The sequence below is a fragment of the Streptomyces caelestis genome (assembly GCF_001279005.1).
GTDB classification, from domain to species: Bacteria; Actinomycetota; Actinomycetes; order Streptomycetales; family Streptomycetaceae; genus Streptomyces; species Streptomyces heliomycini.
Window position 1 is genome coordinate 1 of the sequence record NZ_LGCN01000120.1, and the last position, 20,361, is coordinate 20,361.

General features: G+C 73.3%; 14 protein-coding genes. 4 read left to right on the forward strand and 10 right to left on the reverse strand.

The genetic code is table 11. The annotated features are described in order from the left end of the window. Positions 1–47: 47 nt before the first annotated feature. The 5 genes from ADK41_RS41640 to ADK41_RS11950 all read right to left on the reverse strand — a co-directional run bounded on the left by ADK41_RS41640 (position 48) and on the right by ADK41_RS11950 (position 5,677). The gene (locus ADK41_RS41640; RefSeq protein WP_078661896.1) at positions 48–983 is read right to left on the reverse strand and encodes an RDD family protein; all 936 of its coding nucleotides are present in this window, start codon (positions 981–983) and stop codon (positions 48–50) included. Between the two features lie 340 nt (positions 984–1,323). Then, a complete protein-coding gene (locus tag ADK41_RS11930; protein WP_030824082.1) occupies positions 1,324–2,145 on the reverse strand; it encodes an ABC transporter permease in 822 nt (273 codons plus the stop codon). Further along, the gene (locus ADK41_RS11935; protein WP_030824086.1) at positions 2,142–3,110 is read right to left on the reverse strand and encodes a daunorubicin resistance protein DrrA family ABC transporter ATP-binding protein; all 969 of its coding nucleotides are present in this window, start codon (positions 3,108–3,110) and stop codon (positions 2,142–2,144) included. Before ADK41_RS11935 ends, ADK41_RS11930 begins: the two co-directional genes overlap by 4 nt. 236 nt (positions 3,111–3,346) lie before the next feature. Continuing rightward, on the reverse strand, positions 3,347–4,450 hold the full coding sequence (locus tag ADK41_RS11945; protein ID WP_106979427.1) for a lysylphosphatidylglycerol synthase transmembrane domain-containing protein: 1,104 nt from the start codon (positions 4,448–4,450) through the stop codon (positions 3,347–3,349). Positions 4,451–4,519: 69 nt separating this feature from the next. Beyond that, positions 4,520–5,677 (reverse strand): site-2 protease family protein, encoded by a 1,158-nt coding sequence (locus tag ADK41_RS11950; RefSeq protein ID WP_063756504.1) that lies wholly within the window; start codon positions 5,675–5,677, stop codon positions 4,520–4,522. A 579-nt stretch (positions 5,678–6,256) separates the two neighbouring features. On the opposite strand from ADK41_RS11950, the gene ADK41_RS11955 reads away from it, so the two are divergent. The 3 genes from ADK41_RS11955 to ADK41_RS11965 all read left to right on the forward strand — a co-directional run bounded on the left by ADK41_RS11955 (position 6,257) and on the right by ADK41_RS11965 (position 11,142). Then, complete coding sequence (locus ADK41_RS11955; protein WP_030824098.1) at positions 6,257–7,270, forward strand: SDR family oxidoreductase; 1,014 nt, start codon at positions 6,257–6,259, stop codon at positions 7,268–7,270. A gap of 172 nt (positions 7,271–7,442) precedes the next feature. After that, positions 7,443–8,003: a hemerythrin domain-containing protein gene (locus tag ADK41_RS11960; RefSeq protein ID WP_030824101.1), complete on the forward strand. Its 561-nt coding sequence runs from the start codon at positions 7,443–7,445 to the stop codon at positions 8,001–8,003. A 67-nt stretch (positions 8,004–8,070) separates the two neighbouring features. Beyond that, positions 8,071–11,142, forward strand: coding sequence for an FAD-binding and (Fe-S)-binding domain-containing protein (locus tag ADK41_RS11965; protein WP_030824104.1), 3,072 nt, complete (start codon positions 8,071–8,073; stop codon positions 11,140–11,142). Between the two features lie 30 nt (positions 11,143–11,172). On the opposite strand, the gene ADK41_RS11970 is transcribed toward ADK41_RS11965, so the two are convergent. Together ADK41_RS11970 and ADK41_RS11975 are read right to left on the reverse strand one after the other, a co-directional pair. Continuing rightward, entirely contained in the window at positions 11,173–12,966 is a 1,794-nt protein-coding gene (locus ADK41_RS11970; protein WP_030824107.1) for a glycoside hydrolase family 15 protein, read from the reverse strand. A gap of 61 nt (positions 12,967–13,027) precedes the next feature. Beyond that, positions 13,028–14,872, reverse strand: a complete 1,845-nt coding sequence (locus ADK41_RS11975) for a thiamine pyrophosphate-requiring protein (RefSeq protein WP_030824110.1) — start codon at positions 14,870–14,872, stop codon at positions 13,028–13,030. Positions 14,873–15,876: 1,004 nt separating this feature from the next. On the opposite strand from ADK41_RS11975, the gene ADK41_RS11980 reads away from it, so the two are divergent. Then, positions 15,877–17,307, forward strand: coding sequence for a non-reducing end alpha-L-arabinofuranosidase family hydrolase (locus ADK41_RS11980; protein WP_030824112.1), 1,431 nt, complete (start codon positions 15,877–15,879; stop codon positions 17,305–17,307). Positions 17,308–17,397: 90 nt separating this feature from the next. On the opposite strand, the gene ADK41_RS11985 is transcribed toward ADK41_RS11980, so the two are convergent. From ADK41_RS11985 to ADK41_RS11995, 3 genes are read right to left on the reverse strand one after another with little or no spacing between them, the layout of a single operon-like run. Then, a complete protein-coding gene (locus tag ADK41_RS11985) occupies positions 17,398–18,228 on the reverse strand; it encodes an ABC transporter ATP-binding protein (RefSeq protein ID WP_051843100.1) in 831 nt (276 codons plus the stop codon). After that, the gene (locus ADK41_RS11990) at positions 18,225–19,289 is read right to left on the reverse strand and encodes a FecCD family ABC transporter permease (RefSeq protein ID WP_030824118.1); all 1,065 of its coding nucleotides are present in this window, start codon (positions 19,287–19,289) and stop codon (positions 18,225–18,227) included. The genes ADK41_RS11985 and ADK41_RS11990 overlap by 4 nt, the downstream gene beginning before the upstream one ends. After that, the gene (locus ADK41_RS11995) at positions 19,286–20,350 is read right to left on the reverse strand and encodes an ABC transporter substrate-binding protein (RefSeq protein WP_051843101.1); all 1,065 of its coding nucleotides are present in this window, start codon (positions 20,348–20,350) and stop codon (positions 19,286–19,288) included. The genes ADK41_RS11990 and ADK41_RS11995 overlap by 4 nt, the downstream gene beginning before the upstream one ends. Positions 20,351–20,361: the final 11 nt, after the last annotated feature.

Sequence of the window (20,361 nt, forward strand, 5' to 3'; positions counted from 1 at the left end):
CGGTCAGCGGTGTGGCACTGCCTGACGGCCCTCACGCCGGGAAAACTTCAGTCCCTCCGGTGGAGCGGCGGACGAGGTGCCTCCGGGGGACGCGGGGGGTAAGACGGAACGGGGGGACGCGGGGGCTGAGGCGGGATCGGGGGCGTGTCTTCGCGGTGCTTGCGGGTGGCGGCGGCCTTGGCACGGTCGAACGCAGCCCGGCCCTTGCTCGCCGCGGCGCGGCTTGGTTCGGAGTCGACAACTCGCCGCACGGTCTCGTACCCGGCGGTCCTCTGCCCGCTGTCCGGGGCGTTCCGGACCGTGTTCTTCCAGGCTGCCCGGCCCTCACGGGCCCTGGTGAGCCCCAGGTCCATCGTCTGGGAGACACCCTGCCGCGCGGCGCCCCAATCGGGCTGGGGCAGCGTGATGTTGCCGACGGTGGTACCGGCCAGGCGGTCGGCGAGGGAGAGCCTGCGGCCCCGGAGGGCGGGGACGCCGTTGGCCCAGAAGACGGTCACCGCGACCATCCAGCACAACACCGACAGCGCGACCGAGCCGCTGATCAGCACGCAGCAGGCCAGCGCGAAGCAGCCGACGTCGGCGAGCGTGGTGACACCGGCTCGGATCGCGGCCCGGCGAGGCCCGAGGACACCCGGCTCGGTGGGGGAGACGCGCAGGCCGAGCAACAGCTTGCCCACCGTGCGGCTGGTCAGCACGAGCGCCGTGAAATGGTAGGCGAAGGTGATGAGTGCCAACGCGACGAAAGCCTGCTGGACGGCGCTCACGGCGGAGCCCCAGATGTGGTCCCACACCTGCTCGGTGGCGTCGAGAGGGTGACCGCCCGAGGTGAGAACCTCCCAGGCACTGCTGCCGACCAGCTCGGTGGTGTCGGTCAGCAGCGCGCTGATGCGATGGAAGGTGAAGGAGCCCAGAAGCACGGCCACCGCGACCACGAGGACGAAATCGATCAGCCAGGCCATGATCCGTCGACTGGCCCCAGGCATACGCGGCCCGGCGGCCAAGCCGAATTCTCCGACTGTTCCTGTCCTCGCGGACCTCGAATAGTGAGACACGCACGCCCCCGTGGTGACGAAGAGTCAGCAGGCAAAAGCCGGCAGCCACAGGCTAGCGCAGCCTCATGGCGTCGGGCAGGTGTGCGTGGGCGACGAGAACCCGGACGCGGAGGAGCGTGGTTCCGCGGAGCCGTCGGCGAGTTGGCCCGCATCCGGCCCGGGCGGTGACCACCTGCGTGGAGTGAGGATCCGCGGTACGTGCCGGCCGTCCTGGTGGTGTCACGCCGCGCCGTCCGGCCGGGGTGACGACGCCGTCCCGGCCGAACGGCCTCTAGACGGCCCTGCGGTAGAACCACACGCCCAGCGGCGCGAAGATCGCCACGATCCCGGCGTCCCAGACGAGCGCCTGCCACACGTCGGTGGTCGCCGGCCCTCCCAGTACCAGGGTCCGCACGGCTTCGGCGGTCTGCGAGACCGGTTGGTGGTTCGCGAACGCCTGCAGCCAGCCGGGCATGGTGTCCACGGGGACGAACGCCGAGGAAGCGAAGACCAGCGGTGCGAGCACCGGGAAGGCGGCGGCCTGCGCGGTCTCCGGGTCGCCGACCGCCATGCCGACCACCGCGAAGACCCACGACATCGCGAAGCCGAACGCCAGGACCAGCAGCACACCGCCCAGGAACGCCGGGACGCCGGCGTGGATCCGGAAGCCGAGGGCGAAGCCGACGGCGGTCATCAGCGCCACCACGAAGACGTTGCGTGCCAGGTCGGCGGTGGTCCGGCCGACCAGCACGGCCGAGCGGGCCATCGGCAGCGAGCGGAAGCGCTCCATCAGGCCGGTCTGCATGTCGGTGGCCAGCCCGATCGCCGTGTTCATCGATCCGAAGACGGCGGTCTGCACAAAGATCCCGGGAATCAGGAAGTCGACGTAGGAGACGCCGGGCGGCAGTGACGGGCCGACGACACCGCCGAAGACGTAGCGGAACATCAGCACGAAGACGAGCGGCTGGATGGTGGAGAACACCAGCAGCCTCGGCACCCTGCGCAGTGCTATGAGGTTCCGCCAGGCAACCGCCAGACCGTCTTGGACCGTGGCGGCGATCCGGCTGCCCTGCCGCCCTGCCGACAAGGACTGCCCGGTGGTGGTCGTGGTCATTCCCGCCCCCCTGCGGTGGCCGGGCCGGTCCGTGTGCGGTGGCCGGTCAGCGCGAGGAAGACGTCGTCGAGACTGGATTCGCGCACCGTGACGTTCCGCGGGGCGAGCCCGTCGGCTTCCAGCAGGTTGAGGATGCCGCGCAGCAGTCCGAAGGCGCTCCGGCAGGGCAGTCTGAGCCGCGAGCCCTCGATCTCCGCTGTCTCTCCGAGGCGTCCTTCGATGGTGGCGGCTGCGGTCACCGCGTGGCGCCGGTCGCCCATGTCCAGTTCGATCACGGTGTTGCCCAGGTGGGCCTTGAGGGCGGCGGGCGTGTCGTCGGCGATCAGGCGCCCCTCGTCCACGACGACGATCCTCTCCGCCAGTTGGTCCGCCTCCTCCAGGTGCTGGGTGGTCAGGAGGACTGTGGTTCCGTCGCTCACCAGCTCGCGGATCAGCTCCCACAAGGCGTTGCGGCTCTGCGGGTCCAGGCCGGTGGTCGGCTCGTCCAGGAAGAGGAGGGGCGGTTCGGCGACCAGGGCGGCGGCGACATCGAGACGGCGCCGCATCCCGCCCGAGTAGGTCCGCACCGGGCGGTCGGCGGCCGCCGCGAGGTCGAAACGGTGCAGCAGGGCGCTCGCCCGGGGACGGATCCGGGAGCGGGCCAGCCGGGTCAGCCGGCCGATCAGCCGCAGGTTCTCCCGCCCGGTCAGGTTGGGGTCCACGGCCGCGTACTGACCGGCCAGCCCGATCAGCCGCCGGACCACGGCGGCCTCCCGCACCACGTCGTGCCCGAGTACCTCGGCGCGCCCGGCGCTGGGGTGCAGGATCGTCGTCAGGATCCGGATGACGGTGGTCTTGCCCGCGCCGTTCGGGCCCAGCAGCCCGAAGACCTCCCCGGGCCGGACCTCGAAGGTCAGCCGGTCGAGGGCCACGAGTGATCCGAAGCGCTTGCTGAGGCCGTCGACGTCGATGGCGGCTCGCTCCATGGGCTGCCTCTCACTCGAGGTGGCCGTTCGCTTCGGCCGGGTCTCGTTGTGGTCCCTCCATTCTGGCCTCGCACCGTCGCTGCCGCAGGGCGACGGAACGCCGGGGTGCGTGGCCGGTGGTGTCCTGGGGGCCGGCCGAGAGCGGCGGTTCGTGGTGGGTGAAGCGGAGAGGCCGCTGTAACCGTCGTCCTCCCCCCGGCGGGCGACCGCCCCGTCCGCGGGCCGAGGGCCTGCGCTCACCGTGGTCCACGGGTGGCCCCGGACCGCAGGCGCGCCCTGCCGCGCCACCGCCGCCTGCCGTGGAGGGACACGACGGCGCAGCAGCACCAGCCGATCGGCAGGACGGCCCAGTAACTGACGGTGCGGTACAGCAGCGCGGCGGCGAGCGCCTGGCCCGGCGGCACGCCGTACGCGGACAGCAGCGCGGCCAGGCCAGCCTCGACCACACCGATGTTGCCGGGCGTCAGTCGCAGGCTCGCCGGAATCTGGGTGAGCACGTAGGCGCCGAGTACCCCGGGCCAGGGGACGTCGATGTGCAGAGCTCGCATGCACAGGGCCAGACACGCCACATCGAGGACCCAGTTGAGGAGGGCCTGGGCGGCAGGTGACAGCCAGGGGCGCAGTCCCGGCTTGAGGTGCCACGCCTGCTCGGCGACCCTGCCCGCGGCGGCGCCGAGGTCGCGCGCCCAGGTGGAGTGCTTCGACGCCCTGGCCCAGAGCCTGTGCAGACGCCGTCGTACGGTCTTCGACCGCTGGACCAGGGCGGCACCGGCGCCCGCCACCGTCAGGGCGGCCAGCGCGACCGACATCGTCCAGACTCCCACGGTCCGGGCGGACGGCCCCGAGGCGATGAGCGCCACCGTCATGAGGGCGCCGAGGCCCAGGGCGGACAGGGCGCCGGCGACGGCCAGGACCGCCGCCGCGAGCTCGGGCCCGATCGCACGGCGGCGCAACTGCCGGTAGGCCCAGGCAGTGGCCAGGAGCGCCCCGCCGGGCAGGGATCCGGCGACCGCGTTCGCGCCCAGGGTCACCGCTGCCGCACGGCGCAGGGGCCAATCGGCGCCGCCGGCGTTCAGGAGCCACCGCCACACCCCGGCGAAGCACAGGAGCGACGCCGCCTCGCACACGGCACTCGCGGCCAGTACCAGGGGACGGACGTCGGCGAGCAGCCGTACGGCGTCGGCGACCTCACTCCTGCGCGCCACCGCCGTGACGGCCAGGGCGACCAGCACCGCCCCGGAGAGGAACCACCAGACGTGACGCGGCCAGCGGTGCGAGCCGGCGGCCCGGCCCGGCGAGCCGTCACCGACGAGCCGGCGTCCCTCCCCGCGATCAACCACGATGCCGGAACACCCCCTGAAGCTCCGCGCCGGCGAACGGCCCTTCCGCGCCCGGCTCCGTCACGCCGGTCAGCGGCCGTGCCCCGCCCGTGCGTCCGGTGGGGGCCGGCCCCGTGGGTCCGAGTGACGGCCGCCGGCACCGGCGAGGTCCGCGCCGGTGACCACGCCGACGACGTGATGATGATCCACGACCAGGACGGGTCCCGCGCGAGACATGGCGGCGCGCTCCAGGAGATCGGTCAGCATCTCGTCCGGACGGGCCAGCACACACCGCTCCAGCGGCACGGCGACATCCCGGACACGGGTGGCCGGCCTGCGCGCGTCGGGGACGGCGCGTAGTACGGGCACCGTGACGTAGCCGGTGGGACGGCCGTCGAGATCGGTGACGGGGATCACCGGCTGGTCGCCGGCGTGCCGTGCGGTCTCGGCCAGGAAGCGGTCGACGCTCTGCCACTCCTGCCCCGTGATCACGGGCCGCATGGCCTCGGCCACCCGCAGCCCGCGCAGAGATTCGAGCAACTGGGCGCGGCGGATCTCCGCGGAAGCGACCGCCATCACGAACAGTCCGATCAGTCCCAGCCACAGACCCGCCCCGGTTCCGTGAAGGAACCGGAACAAGCCGCCTGCCGCCATGACCGTTCCCGCGACCTGTCCGCAGCGGCCGGACGCCCGTGCCGCCCGCTCGCGATCGCCCCGCACGCGCCAGATCAACGCCTGGAGGACTCGGCCACCGTCCAGCGGCGCTGCCGGCAGCAGATTGAACGCCGCGAGCACGATGTTCGTCCACCCGCCCCAGGCCAGGACCCCACCCGGCAGCGGCCAGTGCAGGACGTCACGGGCCAGGAACGAGCCGCCCAGGCACAGACCGCCGAGCACCAGGCTGATCGCCGGGCCCGCGGCCGCCACCAGGCCCTGGCTTCTCGCGGTGGTGGGGGATGCCATCCGGGTCACGCCCCCGAGGGCGAAGACGGTCACGTCCTTCACCGCGATCCTCGATCGTCGCGCGACGAGGGCGTGACCGCCCTCGTGAGCGATCAGGCTCGCCGTCAGCAGCAGCGCCCCCGCGATCGCCCAGAGCCGGTAGGCGGACGCGGAGTGGCCCGGGGCCCAGGCCGGCAGGACGCTGCCGCCCAGTCCGATGCTCAGTACGAGAACCAGCAGCGGCGCGCTCCAGTGCAGCCGCAACGGCACACCGGCGACGTGCCCGATCATGAGGGAACCGTTCATCACACCCTCCGCCCGACCCGGTGGGGCCGACCGTTCCGCTCCTCCCACTGTGGACCCGGTCGGCCACGTGTGGCCAGGTCCGACCGGCCCTCGACGAAGGCCGGTCGTCCTCGACGGGTTCGTGACGGGCCGAGGGCTCGGGCGGTGCCGGGCTGTCGTGGTGAGCGGGGCAAGCCGCCGGGCGGGGACCGGCCTCGCGAGCTCGTGAGCCCCGTGGCCCCGTCCGGACCAGGTGGGGCGAGGTGCTCGGCGTGGTCGGTGCGGAGAAGCCCTCCTCGGCGAAGACCCGGCCGAGATCCGCGTACCGGTCGCCGACCCGTCAGGACCCGGCCGTGAACGTCGCCGGTCCGACCCGGTGTTCCCGCGGCCGCGTCGGACCGGCGGGACCGCCTTTCCGCCGCACAGCGCCCTCCCGGTGCCGACGGCGGCGGGTACGGCGATGCCGGGCCAGGGCGCGGTGCACGGACTGTGGTGGTCTCCGACCGGCGCCGGGGTACTCGTCCCCGGCGTCCCGGGTCTCGCTTTCCCGTGCGGCGCACGCGGGACCCGAAGCGTACGCACGACCGGTGTGGAGGATCGATGAGCGGGACGGCACGGCAGACGGTGGTGGTGACCGGGGCGAGCGCCGGGATCGGGCGGGCGACCGCCAGGATGTTCGCCGCCCGCGGAGCGCGGGTCGCGCTGCTGGCGCGGGGACGGGCGGGCCTCGACGCGGTCGCGGCCGACGTACGGGCGGCCGGCGCGCAGGCGCTGCCCCTCGTCACCGACATGGCGGAATGGGACCAGGTGGAGAACGCCGCCCGCCGCGTCGAGGAGGAGTTCGGGCCGCCCGACGTCTGGGTGAACAACGCCTTCACGGCGGCCTTCGGCAAGTTCACCGACATCTCCCCGGAGGAGTTCCTGCAGGCGACGAGGTCGACGTACCTCGGCTATGTGCACGGCACCCGGGCGGCGCTGGAGCGCATGGTCCCGCAGGATCACGGCACGGTCGTGCAGGTGGGCTCCGCGCTCGCCTACCGCGGCATTCCGCTGCAGAGCGCGTACTGCGGAGCCAAGCACGCCATCCAGGGCTTCAACGAGTCCCTGCGCTGCGAGTTGCTGCACGACAGGTCCCGGGTGCACGTCACCATGGTCCAGATGCCGGCCGTCAACACCCCGCAGTTCACCTGGCTGCGCACCCACCTGCCGCGCCACGCCCAGCCCGTGCCGCCGATCTACCAGCCCGAGATGGCCGCCCGCGCCGTGCTGCGCGCCGCGGACCACCCCCGACGGCGCGAGTACTGGGTGGGGACGTCCACGGCGCTGACGCTGCTGGCCAACGCCGTCGTACCGGGGCTGCTCGACCGCTATCTGGCGCGCACCGGGTTCGACTCCCAGCAGACCGACGCCCACCGGCAGCCGGAGGGGGACGGCAACCTCTTCGCGCCGGCGGACGAGAGGGAGGACTACGGCGCCCACGGCGTGTTCGACGACCGGGCGCACGACGCCGACCCGCAGGTGTGGGCGAGCCGCCATCACGTGGGCAAGGCGGTGGCCGTCGCGGGACTCGCCGGCGCGGGATACGCGCTGCTGCGCCGTCGCGGCGGGCGGTGACCGTCCGGCCCGTCACGCGCTCCGGCCGCCCGCGCGGCCCCGCGCGGTGGCTCCGATGCGCCGAACGCCGCCCCGGTTTGCGGGTGCGGGGCCGGGGATACACGGTCGAGGCGTTCCGGTCGACGCACAGGGATCAGCGCACGGCGATCAGCACACAGCAGAGGGAGCAGCCATGGGACACGGCGGGGACGTCATCGCGGAACTGACCACCGATCACCGCGAGGTCGAAGAACTGTTCGGGAAGATCGAGGCCCTGTCGCCGGGGGACGAGCAGCGCAAGAAGTACGCCGACCAGGCCGTGATCGAGCTGGTGCGGCACTCGGTGGCCGAAGAGGCGTACCTCTACCCGGCCGTGCGCACGTTCCTGCCGGACGGTGACACGATCGCCGACAGGGAGATCGAGGACCACGCCGGGGCCGAGCGGACGATGAAGGCGCTCGAAGGCGTCGACGCCGGCGACGCGGAGTTCGACCGGCTCATCGGCGAGCTGATGACCGAGATCCGCTCGCACGTCCGGGACGAGGAGGACAACCTCTTCCCCCGGCTGCGGTCGGCGGCCTCCGAGGACGAGCTGATGAAGCTGGGCGACAAGGTCCGCCAGGCCAAGAAGACCGCTCCCACCCGGCCGCACCCGTCGGCCCCGGACACGCCGTCGGCCAACAAGCTGCTGGCTCCCGGCGCCGGCATGGTGGACCGGATCAGGGACGCCCTGACGGGACGCGGCAAGGACTGACGGAGCGCGGCGTCCCCCGGCGCCGCGTCCGTCGACGGACCATCCGTCACCCAGGGGAGTGTCGTCCATGGAACCGGTCGATCTGCCCCTTCCCGTCGTCAGGCGCCCGCGGGCGTCCATCGACGCGAGGGCTCTGGAACGGGACCTGCGCGCGCGGGTCGACGGCGAGGTCCGCTTCGACGCGGGCACGCGTGCGGCGTACTCGACGGACGGCTCCAACTACCGGCAGGTGCCGATCGGGGTGGTCGTCCCACGGACGGTGGAGGCGGCCGTCGAGGCGGTGGCGGTCTGCCGGGGACACGGGGCACCGCTGCTGTCCCGCGGCGGCGGCACGAGCCTGGCCGGCCAGTGCTGCAACACCGCGGTGGTGCTGGACTGGAGCAAGTACGGCAACCGTCTGCTGTCGGTGGACCCGGACGGCCGGCGCTGCGTGGTCGAGCCGGGCATCGTCCTGGACGACCTGAACCGGCGGCTGGCCGGGTACGGCCTGCAGTACGGGCCCCGGCCGGCCACCCACCCCAACTGCACCATCGGCGGGATGATCGGCAACAACTCGTGCGGGTCGACCGCCCAGGCGTACGGCAAGGTCGTCGACAACCTGCACCGCCTGGAGGTCCTCACCCACGACGGCGTGCGGATGTGGGTGGGGCGGACGGACGAGGGCGAACTGGAACGGCTCACGGCGTCCGACGGGCGTACGGGGGAGCTGTACCGGGGTCTGGTGGCGCTGCGGGACCGGTACGCCGGGCTCGTCCGCGAGCGGTATCCCGACATCCCGCGCCGGGTCTCCGGCTACAACCTGGACTCGCTGCTGCCCGAGCACGGGTTCGACGTCGCCGGACTCCTGACCGGCTCCGAGTCCACGCTGGTGACCGTCCTGCGCGCGGAACTGGAACTCGTGCCCGTGCCGAAGCACACCGCCCTGGTCGTGCTCGGCTACGAGGACATCTGCCGGGCGGCCGACCACGTGCCGGCCGTCCTGGAGCACGAGCCGGTGGCCCTGGAGGGCGTGGACCACCAGCTGATCCACTTCCAGCGGATCAAGCACCTCAACCCGGAAGCCCTGGGGGAGCTGCCCCGCGGCCGGGCGTACCTGATGGTGCAGCTCGCCGGCGACACGCGGGAAGAGGCCGACGCCAGGGCCCGGGCGCTGATCGACGCCAAGCCGGACGACGTCGACCACACCTGGTACGACGACGAGCGGCACGTGCACGAGCTGTGGCTGGTCCGCGAGTCCGGTCTGGGGGCCACCGCGCACGTGCCCGGCGAGCCGGACACCTGGGAGGGCTGGGAGGACTCCGCGGTCCCGGTCGACCGCCTCGGCGACTACCTGCGCGACCTCAAGCGGCTGTACGAGGAGTTCGACTACGGACACCCGTCCGTGTACGGGCACTTCGGTCACGGCTGCGTCCACACCCGCACCCCCTTCGACCTGGAGTCCGAGGAGGGCGTCGCCCGGATGCGCGCCTTCGTGGAGAGGGCCGCCGATCTGGTCGTGTCCTACGGCGGATCGCTGTCCGGCGAGCACGGCGACGGCCAGTCCCGGGGCGAGCTGCTGGAGAGGATGTTCGGGCCGGAGCTGATCGAGGGGTTCGAGCGGCTGAAGGGGCTGTTCGATCCGGACAACCGCATGAACCCCGGGAAGATCGTCCTTCCGTACCGCCTCGACGAGAACCTGCGCCTGGGCGCGGACCACCTGCCGTGGGAGCCGGAGACCGTCTTCTCCTTCCCGCACGACGAGGGCAGGTTCAGCCGGGCCGCCACCCGCTGCGTCGGCGTCGGCAAGTGCCGCTCCCTGGAGGGCGGCGTGATGTGCCCCAGCTACCGGGCCACCCGGGAGGAGGAACACTCCACCCGGGGCCGCGCCCGGCTGTTGTTCGAGATGGTCGACAACGACGGCGACTCGCCGATCACGGACGGCTGGCGGTCCGACGAGGTCCACGACGCCCTCGACCTCTGCCTGGCCTGCAAGGGCTGCAAGACGGACTGCCCGGTCAACGTCGACATGGCCACCTACAAGGCGGAGTTCCTGCACCACCACTACAAGGGACGACCGCGGCCCCTCGCGCACTACTCCATGGGCTGGCTGCCGGCGCTCGCCCGGGTGGTCGCCCTCGCGCCGCGCACCGTCAACGCGTGGGCGTCGGTGCCGTGGGTGGCCCGCGCGGCCAAGGCGCTCGGGGGCGTCGCCCCCGAGCGCGACGTGCCCGTCTTCGCGGAACAGCGCTTCACGGACTGGTGGCGCGAGCGGGGAGGGCCGCGCGGTGAGGGACACCGGGGTGAGGTCGTGGTGTGGCCCGACACCTTCACCGACCACTTCCATCCGGCGATCGGCAGGGCCGCCGTGGAGGTGCTGGAAGCGGCCGGCTTCCGGGTCAAGGTGCCCCGGGCGGCGGTGTGCTGCGGCCTGACCTGGATCTCCACCGGGCAGCTGAACGTGGCCCGGCGGGTGCTCGGGCACACGATCGACGTGCTGCGTGAGGACCTCCGTCGCGGCACCCCCGTGATCGGCCTGGAACCCAGCTGCACGGCCGTCTTCCGCGCGGACGCGGCCGAGCTCCTGCCGAAGGACCCCGACGTGGGCCGGCTGCGCGAGCAGACCCGCACGCTGGCCGAACTCCTCCTCGAACGCGCCGGGGACTGGCCGCCGCCCCGCGTCGACGCGCGCGCGGTGGTCCAGCGCCACTGCCATCAGTACGCCGTCATGGGCTTCGACGCCGACCGCGAGATCCTGCGGCGCGCCGGGGTCGACGCCGACGTCCTGGACGCCGGCTGCTGCGGACTGGCCGGCAACTTCGGCTTCGAGAAGGGGCACTACGAGGTGTCCATGGCCTGCGCCGAGGCGGGACTGCTGCCCGCCGTGCGGGACGCGGACGACGCGACGCTGGTGCTCGCGGACGGCTTCAGCTGCCGCACCCAGGTCGACCAGGCCGGCACCGGACGCACCCCGCTGCACCTGGCGGAAGTGCTGGCGGCCGGGCTGACCGGCCGGGAAGCCGCCCCGGAGCGTCCCGAGGCCCCCGGGCCCCGGGCCCTGCTGCCGTGGGGCGTCGCCGGCACGGCCGCGGGCGCACTGGCGGTGTCGGCCGTCGTGCGGCGCCTTCGCCGTACGCGCCGCCCGGGCCGTCCTCCACGGTGAGCACGCCCCCCTCCCGGCGCGCCGGGACGTTCACCAGCCGACGGACGGGATCGCGTCCGGGCCACGCCCGAACCGTGCCGAGCACTCCAGCAGCAGGGCGTGGACGAAGGCCTGCGGCAGGTTGCCCCGCAGCTGGCGCTGCGCCACGTCGTACTCCTCGGCGAACAGTCCCGTGGGCCCGCACGCCGAGCGCGTCCGCTCGAACCACCGCGCCGCCTCCGTGTGCAGGCCCTGCGCGTGGGCGGCCAGCGCCATCGTGAAGCCGCACAGCAGGAAGGCCCCCTCCGCGTCGCCCAGCGGCTCGTCCCCGTGCTCGAAGCGGTAGACGTAGCCGTCCCGCGCCAGGCGGCGCGCGACCTGCGAGCGCGTGAGGGCGAGCGCGGGATCGGTGCGCGGCACCGCCCCGCGGGCCAACGGCAGCAGGAGGGCCGCCTCCGGCCCCGGGTCGTCGTCGGCGCGCTGCCAGTGGCCGTCGGGATGGACACAGCGCGCCCGGGTGGCGTCCAGGATGCGATCGGCCAGGCGTGACCAGTCCGCCGACGCGGGAGTGCGCAGCTGCCGGGACAGGTCGCGCAGGCCGACGACACAGCAGAGCCGGGAGTGCGTCCACCAGCGGTCCTCCAGCTCCCACAGTCCGGCGTCCGGCCGCGTCCAGCGGTCCGCGACGGCCTCGGCGGCCAGGGCGGCGGCCTCGGCCGCCCGGCCGTCCAGCACGCCGTGGCGGGCGGCGGCGGCGAACAGCTGGAGCGCCTCCCCGAAGACGTCGAGCTGGAACTGCCGGCCCGCGCGGTTGCCGGTCCGGTCGCCGCCGCCGGGATAGCCGACGAACGGCAGGTCGCGTTCGGGAGGCAGCGGCGACCCGTCGACCGTGTAGGCGGGACGCAGCGCGGCGCCGTCCTCCAGGACGCGGTCGGCGACGAAGCGCACCGCGCGGTCCAGCAACGGGTGCGGTCCGTGCGTGGCGACCGCGATGCCGGCGTAGCACTGGTCGCGGACCCAGGCGTACCGGTAGTCGTAGTCGCGGCCGGTGTCGGCGCGTTCGGGCAGCGAGGTGGTGGCCGCGGCGACCATGCCCCCGTCGGCACTGGTCAGCCCGTTCAGGACCGCGTACGCCATGCGGGTGTCGCGGGGGGCGGCGGTGTCGGAGCAGTCGGGCACGGCCTGCTTCCACCACCGCTCGGTGGCGTCCCACAGGGCCCGCGGGTCGAGGGGGGCGCCCTGCGGCTCCGTGGCCATCTCCAGCACCAGGTCGTGGGCGCCGCCCTCCGGCAGGCGCAGCCGGGTGCGCAACCCGCCGTCCGCGCCGGGGCGGGCGTCCTCGGCCCCCGTGAACCGCACGTGCAGGGGGCCGGTACGGGCCCGCCAGGCGCCGTCGCCGTGCCGCACCTCCGTCATGGGGCGCCGCCCGTAGTCGGCGCGCACGTCGAGGTCGACGTCGACGAGGGCGGTGCCGCGTACGGCGCGGACCTGCCGGAGCAGCACCACGCGCCCGGCGTCGGCCGGGACCGCCAGGGCCTGCCGGCAGGAGACGATCCCGTCGGCGGTGACCCACCGGCCGACCCGGATCAGCGTGCCGTCCTCGTAGTAGCCGCCCCACACGTTCCACCGGTCCGCGGGGCGGACGCGGTAGTGGCCGGGCCCGCCGAGGAGGCCGCTGAAGACGGCGCCGTGGTGCCAGGCGGGCGCGCACAGCCAGGCGATCCCGCCGCGCGGATCGATGAGCGCCCCGCGCTCCCCGTCGGCGATCAGGGCGTAGTCGCGCAGTGTCCACGGGCCGTCCGCCGGGGTGGCGGCCGCGTCGTCGGCCGTGCCGGGCCGGGTCATGCGATGCGGGGGCGGTCGGCGGCCGCCCGGTTCGGGGTCCGGCCGTGTGGTGCCGCCCGGGTCACTTGTTCTCTTCGGTGCTGTCGTGCGCTCCGGCGCCGGGGCGGTCGTCGCGGTGCCGGCTGCCCGGCAGCATCTCCTGGACCTTGGCCTTGAGTCCCTGCTTCACCACGGAGCCGCGGTCGCTGTCGCCCTTGAGGATCGCGGTGGCCGCGGCCTCGATCTGGTCCAGCGAGGCGTGCGGCGGGACGGGCGGGACGGCCGGGTCGGTGCGGAAGTCGATGACGAAGGGCCGGTCGGCGGCGAGGGCCCGGTCCCAGGCGGACTCGACGTGCTTGGGCTTCTCCACCCGGACGCCGTCCAGGCCGATGCGCTGCGCGATGTCCGCGTACGGCAGGTCGGGGATGGCTTGCGACTCCTCGAACTGCGGGGCGCCGGACATGGCCCGCATCTCCCAGGTGACCTGGTTGAGGTCGCCGTTGTTCAGCACGGCCACGATCAGGCGCGGGTCGGACCACTCGCGGTAGTACTTCGCGGCGGTGACCAGCTCCATCAAGCCGTTCATCTGCATGGCGCCGTCGCCGACCAGGGCGATGGCGGGCCGGTCGGGGTGGGCGAACTTCGCCCCGATGGCGTACGGCACGCCGGGGCCCATCGTCGCCAGGGTGCCGGACAGGGAGCCGCGCATCCGGCCGCGCAGCCGCAGATGGCGGGCGTACCAGTTGGCGGCCGAGCCGGAGTCGGCGGCGAGGATCGCGTCGTCGGGCAGCTTGCCGTCCAGGGCGTGCACGACGTACTCGGGGTTGACCGGGTCGGCGCTGACGGCGGCCCGCCGCTGCATGACCTCCCACCAGCGGGCGACGTTCTTCTCGACCTTCTCCCGCCAGGTCCGGTCCGTCTTGCGGTGCAGGCGCGGCAGCAGCCGCCGCAGCGTCTCGCGGGCGTCGCCGACGAGGTTGACCTCGTTGGGGTAGCGCAGGCCGATCATGTGCGGGTCGATGTCGATCTGCACGGCCCGCGCCTGGTCCAGCTCCGGCATGAACTGCGTGTAGGGGAAGCTGGAGCCGATCATCAGCAGGGTGTCGCACTCCTGCATCAGCTCGTAGGAGGGGCGGGTGCCCAGCAGTCCGATGGAGCCGGTGACGTAGGGCAGGTCGTCGGGCAGGGCGTCCTTGCCGAGCAGGGCCTTGGCCACGCCCGCGCCGAGCACGTCCGCCAGCCGTTCGACCTCCTCGCGGGCCCCGCGGGCCCCCTGCCCGATCAGCACGGCGACCTTCTCGCCGGCGTTCAGCACGTCCGCGGCCCGCTGGAGGTCCTCGTCGGCCGGGACCGGCGCGTACCGTCCCAGTCCGAGGCTGGAGGGCACCATCTTGAAGGCGTGGGTGGGCGGGCTGTAGTCCAGCTCCTGCACGTCGGCGGGGAGGATGATCGCGGTGACGGTCCGTTTGGCGTACGCGGTGCGGAAGGCCCGGTCGATCAGGTTCGGCAGCTGCTCGGGCACCATGGCCGTCTCGCAGAAGTCCGAGGCGACGTCCTTGTACAGACTCGCCAGGTCCACTTCCTGCTGGTAGGAGCCGCCCATGGCGCTGCGGTTGGTCTGGCCGACCAGCGCCACGACCGGAACGTGGTCGAGCTTGGCGTCGTAGAGCCCGTTCAGCAGGTGGATCGCGCCCGGTCCGGAGGTGGCCGCGCACACGCCCACCTTGCCGGAGAACTTGGCGTAGCCGACGGCCTGGAAGGCGGCCATCTCCTCGTGCCGGGCCTGGACGAACTTCGGCTTGTTGTCCGCCCGTCCCCAGGCGGCCAGCAGCCCGTTGATGCCGTCACCCGCGTAGGCGAAGACGTGGTCGACGTCCCACTCGCGCAGCCGCTGGAGAACGTAGTCGGACACCTTCGTGCTGGCCATGCAAGCTCCCTTTCCGATCCCGCTGGTGAACGGCTGTCCCCGGCGTCGGGACGCGTGGGGCACGACACTCCATGGGTAACCGTGCGGGAATGCGGGAAACGTCGCCCCGCGAAGCCCGCCCCGGACGCGCGGACGCGGCGGACTTCCCCCCGAGGCCGGACGTGCGGTCCTGTCCGGCGGCGGGGCCGAACCGGAGATCGCCGTCGTGACGAGGCCGGCCGCCCGCGGACGCGGAGCGGACCCGGACCGAACCCCGGAGCCGACCGTTCGGACCCGGCAGGAACCCGGTGGTGTCCCGCATGCCCGAGGACACCACCGCGGCGGCGGCCCGGCGGCCCGGCGCACCTGGGCCCCGGCGATCCCGCACCCGAAGCCGTTCCAGCTGCTCCACCCCGGCGGCGGGGTGAGCGCCGGGCCGTCCGGCTGATCGTCCGGGCGGCCTGGGGCTCCTTTCCGGGATCACCCGAAGAAGGTTCGAACGTTCGGGCGTCGTTCGGAAAGCGGGGTGTCACGGGATGCCGCGGACGCGTCCGGCCATGTCACCGCCGTCCGCGGACGCGTCCCGGCCCCGGCGCCGCACGGTCATCCGTCTTCGCCGTTCGACGCGTGAACTGCGCGGATTCGCCCGGAGGTTCGGCGAACATTTCGAACTCTCCCTCGATTCATGCGAGAGGTATTGACGCCGTTCGCCGGGTCCCTATCATTCAGGTTGCTCGACACTTCGGCCCTTGTTCGATATCACGAACGCGCTTGAGCCGCTCCATCCGCTCCACTCGCACCATAGGGGCGCCTCCGGGTCGCACCCGTCGAAACGTCACGACGCAAAGGACGGCGCCGCACCTGCATATGTCATGACCGCAACAAATTTTCCCCCTCGTCGCGCTCCGACGGCCGCCACCGGTCCTCCGGAGGGCCGCGAAGGGCCGGGAAACCACGAACCGACAGTCCGGACGGCCTTCGACCAGGTCGTCCGGAGCCGCTCACCCGAGGTTGAGGAAGTCCCCATGCGCAGAGGAAGTTCCACCCGCAGGCGTCCGTCCGCGGTGCTCGCCGCCGTGGTCGCGGCCCTGGCCGCGCTGGCGGCGATGCTCGTCGCCACCACCCCGGCCCAGGCGGCCACCAGCGGCGCCTTGCGCGGTGTCGGTTCGAACCGGTGCCTCGACGTACCGGGCGCCGTCCAGACCGACGGCACGTACCTGCAGATCTACGACTGCTGGGACGGGACCAACCAGCAGTGGACGTTGACGGACGCCAACCAGCTGACCGTGTACGGCAACAAGTGCCTGGACGTTCCGGGGCAGGCCACCACGGCCGGCACCCGGGTGCAGATCTGGTCCTGTTCCGGCGGCGCGAACCAGCAGTGGCGGGTGAACTCCGACGGCACGGTCGTCGGCGTGCAGTCCGGGCTGTGCCTGGAGGCCGCAAGCGCCGGCACGGCCAACGGCACGGCGGTGCAGCTGTGGACGTGCAACGGCGGCAGCAACCAGAAGTGGACCGGCCTGACCGGGACGCCCCCCACGGACGGCACGTGCTCCCTTCCGTCGACGTACCGCTGGACGTCGACGGGTGTGCTGGCGCAGCCTGCCAACGGGTGGGCCGCGGTGAAGGACTTCACCACCGCGAAGTACAACGGCAAGCACCTGGTCTACGCGTCGAACGTGTCGGGGTCGTCGTACGGCTCCATGATGTTCAGCCCCTTCACGAACTGGTCGGACATGGCGTCGGCCCGTCAGACCGGGATGAACCAGGCCGCGGTGGCGCCCACGCTGTTCTACTTCGCGCCCAAGAACATCTGGGTCCTGGCGTACCAGTGGGGTGCGTGGCCCTTCATCTACCGCACGTCGAGCGACCCCACCAACCCCAACGGCTGGTCCGCCCCGCAGCCGCTGTTCACCGGGAGCATCCCCGACTCCGGCACCGGCCCGATCGACCAGACCCTGATCGCCGACGGCCAGAACATGTACCTGTTCTTCGCCGGTGACAACGGCAAGATCTACCGCGCGAGCATGCCGATCGGGAACTTCCCGGGCAACTTCGGCTCCTCGTACACGACGGTCATGAGCGACACGGTGAAGAACCTGTTCGAAGGGCCTCAGGTCTACAAGGTCCAGGGCAAGAACCAGTACCTCATGATCGTCGAGGCCCGGGGCGCGAGCGAGCAGCGCTACTTCCGCTCGTTCACGGCCTCCAGCCTGAACGGTTCGTGGACCCCGCAGGCCGCCACCGAGAGCAACCCCTTCGCGGGCAAGGCCAACAGCGGCGCCACCTGGACCAACGACATCAGCCACGGTGACCTGATCCGCACCGGCCCCGACCAGACCATGACCATCGACCCCTGCAACCTCCAGCTCCTCTACCAGGGCAAGGACCCCAACGCGGGCGGCGACTACAACCGGCTGCCGTGGCGGCCGGGCGTCCTCACCCTGCGGCGCTGACCTTCCCGGTCCACGGTGACCGTGGAGCGCGTGGCCCACAGGCGGACCACGCGCTCCACGCGCGCTCCGGCGTCCGGACGCCGGACGTCGTCAGTCCCCGGCCACCGTGCCCAGGAAGCGGATGTGCGGCCGGTCGCCGGGGCCGGGGCGGGTGACCGCGGCGCGCACGCCGTAGACGTCGGCGATCAGGGACTCGGTCAGCGTGCCGCCCGGGGCGCCGGCGGCGACCGCCCGGCCCTGCCGGAGCACGACGACCTGGTCGCAGTACATGGCCGCCAGGTTCAGGTCGTGCAGGGCGACGACGCTGGTGACGGGCAGCTCGGCGACCAGGTTCAGCAGGCCGAGCTGGTGCTGGATGTCGAGGTGGTTGGTCGGTTCGTCCAGCAGCAGCTCGCGCGGCTCCTGGGCCAGGGCGCGGGCGATCTGCACGCGCTGCCGCTCGCCGCCGGAGAGCGTGTGCCAGGGCTGGTCCGCGCGGTCGGTGAGGCCGGTGCGCTCCAGGGCGGTGCGCACGGCCTCCTCGTCCGCCGCGGTCGCGGGGGTCCAGGCGCGGCGGTGCGGGATGCGGCCGAGGCGTACGACGTCGAGGACGGTCAGCTCGACGAGGGTGTCGGCGTGCTGCTCGACGACGGCCACGCGCCGGGCCACGGCCCGGCGGCCCCAGTCGCCGAGGGGGCGCCCGTCGAGGGTGACGACGCCGGCGGCGGGGGCGAGGACGCCGGCCAGCAGCCGCAGCAGCGTCGACTTCCCCGAGCCGTTGGGGCCGAGCAGCCCGGTCACGGAGCCGGGGCGGGGGCTGAGGCTCACGCCGTCGAGGATCAGCCGCCCGTCGGCGCCGCGGCTCACGCGGTCGGCGGCGAGGGTGGGCGGCCCTGCGGGCGGCCGGGCGCCGTCGTCCCGCCGCCCGGCGCCGGCCGTCATCGCGTCCTCCTCGTGCGGTACAGGACCAGGACGAACGCCGGGACGCCGACCAGCGAGGTCACCACGCCCACCGGTACCTCCTGGGGGTCGAGGACGGTACGGGCCAGGGTGTCGGCCCAGACCAGGAACACCGCCCCGGCGAGCGCGGTGACCGGCAGCAGCCGGGCGTGCCCCGGACCGACGAGGGCGCGGGCGGCGTGCGGCAGGACCAGGCCGACGAAGCCGATCGCGCCCGCCGAAGCGACCAGCGCGGCGGTCAGCAGCGCGGTCACGCACAGCAGCACCCGCCGGGTCCGGGCGACCGCGACCCCGAGGGCCGCCGCGGCGTCCCGGCCGAAGGCGAAGGCGTCCAGGGTGCGCGCGTGTCCCAGACACACCAGCAGCGCGAGCGCCAGGATGGCCAGGCACAGCCCCACCTCGGTCCAGCCGGCCCCGCCGAGCGACCCGAGCAGCCAGAACAGCACGCCCCGGGTGGTCTCCGCGTCGGCCGCCGTCGTCACCACGAAAGAGGTCAGGGCGGAGAACAGCTGCATCGCGGCCACCCCGGACAGCACCACGCGGTCCGTCGTCCCGCCGAGCGTGTGACTGAGCAGCAGCACCAGCGCGAACGAGCCGACCGCGCCCACGAACGCGCCTCCGGAGACGGACAGGACACCGCCGCCGGCGCCGAGGACGACCACGGCGACGGCGCCGGTCGACGCCCCGGAGGAGACGCCCAGGACGAAGGGGTCGGCGAGCGGGTTGCGCAGCAGCGACTGCATCACCGCGCCGCACACGGCGAGTCCGGCGCCGCACACCGCGGCGAGCAGGGTGCGCGGCAGCCGCAGCTCCCAGACGATGCCCTCCCGGATCGGAGTCAGCTCCGTCGTGCCCCAGCCCAGGCGGGAGGCGACCACGGACCAGGCGTCGCCCACCCCGATGTCCGCCGGGCCGATGGTGATGGCCACGGCGACGGACGCGGCGAGCACCGCCAGACCGGCGCCCAGGCCGGCCACGTCGCGCAGTGCGCCGGCGGCGGCCCGCCGGGGGCGGGACCGGGGAGACCGCGGGACGGCGGTCATCCGGCGAGCCCGTGCGCGCGCAGCGCCGCGGCCACCTTCTCCACGCCCTCGACGGTACGGATCGTCGGGTTCATGGCCTGCCCGCTGAGCAGCACGTAGCTCTTCCCCTTCACCGCCCTCATGTTCCTCGTCGCCGGGTGGGACTCCAGGAAGGCGATCTTCTTCGCGGCGGACTCGGCCGTCTGCGACCTGCGGGTGAGGTCGCCGACGACGAGCACGTCGGGGTCGCGGTCGGCGACGGTCTCCCAGCTGACCTGGGGCCATTCCTGCCTGCTGTCGTCGAGGACGTTCTTCGCCCCGAGCGCGTTCGTGATGACGCCGGGGGCGCCGCAACAGCCCGCCATGTAGGGGGACTCCTGGTTCGCGAACCAGTACAGGACGGTGGTGTCCTCGGCGCGCACTCCGGAAGCGGCCTTCGCCACCCGGCTCTTCAGCCGGGCGACCAGTTCCTCGCCGCGGTCCTCCACCCCGAAGACCCTTGCCAGTTCCTCCACTTCGCGGTAGACGGTGTCCATGGCCAGTGGCCTCGTCCGTGAGCCGTCGCCGTCGCCGCTGTTGTCCTTGCCCTCGCAGTCGGCGGGCGACAGGTACGTCGGCACCCCGAGCTCCTCGAACTTCTCGCGGGGCGCCACCCCGCCCGCGCTCAGGGTGGAGGCGAAGGAGGCGGCGACGAAGTCCGGTTCGGCGGCCAGGACGCTTTCGAACGACGGCTGGTCGTCGGCGAGCCGGGGCACCTTCGCGTCGGCCTTCTCCAGCCCTTTCAGGACCGGGTCGGTCCAGGTGGCGGTTCCCGCCATGCGGTCGGCCAGGCCGAGGGAGAGCATGATCTCGGTGGTGCCCTGGTTCAGGGACACGGCCCGCTTCGGCGGGGCCCCGACCGTCACCCTCCGCCCGCAGTTGTCGAACGCGACGGCCCGCGCCCCGCGGGTGGCCGGCCCGTCGGACGAGCCGGAACCGGAACCGCACGCGGTGAGCAGCAGCGCCCCGGTCAGGAGCAGGACGGAACGGCGGGCGGGACGTGGCAGATGCACGGTGGCGGCTTCCTCAACGTCAGGACCCATACGCGGGGCCC

Excerpts from the sequence above, each read along its gene's own strand:
- ADK41_RS11935 (WP_030824086.1), bottom strand. The coding sequence starts at position 3,110 with ATGGAGCGAGCCGCCATCGACGTCGACGGCCTCAGCAAGCGCTTCGGA.
- ADK41_RS11990 (WP_030824118.1), bottom strand. The coding sequence starts at position 19,289 with ATGACCGCCGTCCCGCGGTCTCCCCGGTCCCGCCCCCGGCGGGCCGCC.
- ADK41_RS11950 (WP_063756504.1), bottom strand. The coding sequence starts at position 5,677 with ATGAACGGTTCCCTCATGATCGGGCACGTCGCCGGTGTGCCGTTGCGG.
- ADK41_RS11960 (WP_030824101.1), top strand. The coding sequence starts at position 7,443 with ATGGGACACGGCGGGGACGTCATCGCGGAACTGACCACCGATCACCGC.
- ADK41_RS11980 (WP_030824112.1), top strand. The coding sequence starts at position 15,877 with ATGCGCAGAGGAAGTTCCACCCGCAGGCGTCCGTCCGCGGTGCTCGCC.
- ADK41_RS41640 (WP_078661896.1), bottom strand. The coding sequence starts at position 983 with ATGCCTGGGGCCAGTCGACGGATCATGGCCTGGCTGATCGATTTCGTC.
- ADK41_RS11965 (WP_030824104.1), top strand. The coding sequence starts at position 8,071 with ATGGAACCGGTCGATCTGCCCCTTCCCGTCGTCAGGCGCCCGCGGGCG.
- ADK41_RS11985 (WP_051843100.1), bottom strand. The coding sequence starts at position 18,228 with ATGACGGCCGGCGCCGGGCGGCGGGACGACGGCGCCCGGCCGCCCGCA.
- ADK41_RS11955 (WP_030824098.1), top strand. The coding sequence starts at position 6,257 with ATGAGCGGGACGGCACGGCAGACGGTGGTGGTGACCGGGGCGAGCGCC.
- ADK41_RS11995 (WP_051843101.1), bottom strand. The coding sequence starts at position 20,350 with ATGGGTCCTGACGTTGAGGAAGCCGCCACCGTGCATCTGCCACGTCCC.
- ADK41_RS11930 (WP_030824082.1), bottom strand. The coding sequence starts at position 2,145 with ATGACCACGACCACCACCGGGCAGTCCTTGTCGGCAGGGCGGCAGGGC.
- ADK41_RS11970 (WP_030824107.1), bottom strand. The coding sequence starts at position 12,966 with ATGACCCGGCCCGGCACGGCCGACGACGCGGCCGCCACCCCGGCGGAC.
- ADK41_RS11975 (WP_030824110.1), bottom strand. The coding sequence starts at position 14,872 with ATGGCCAGCACGAAGGTGTCCGACTACGTTCTCCAGCGGCTGCGCGAG.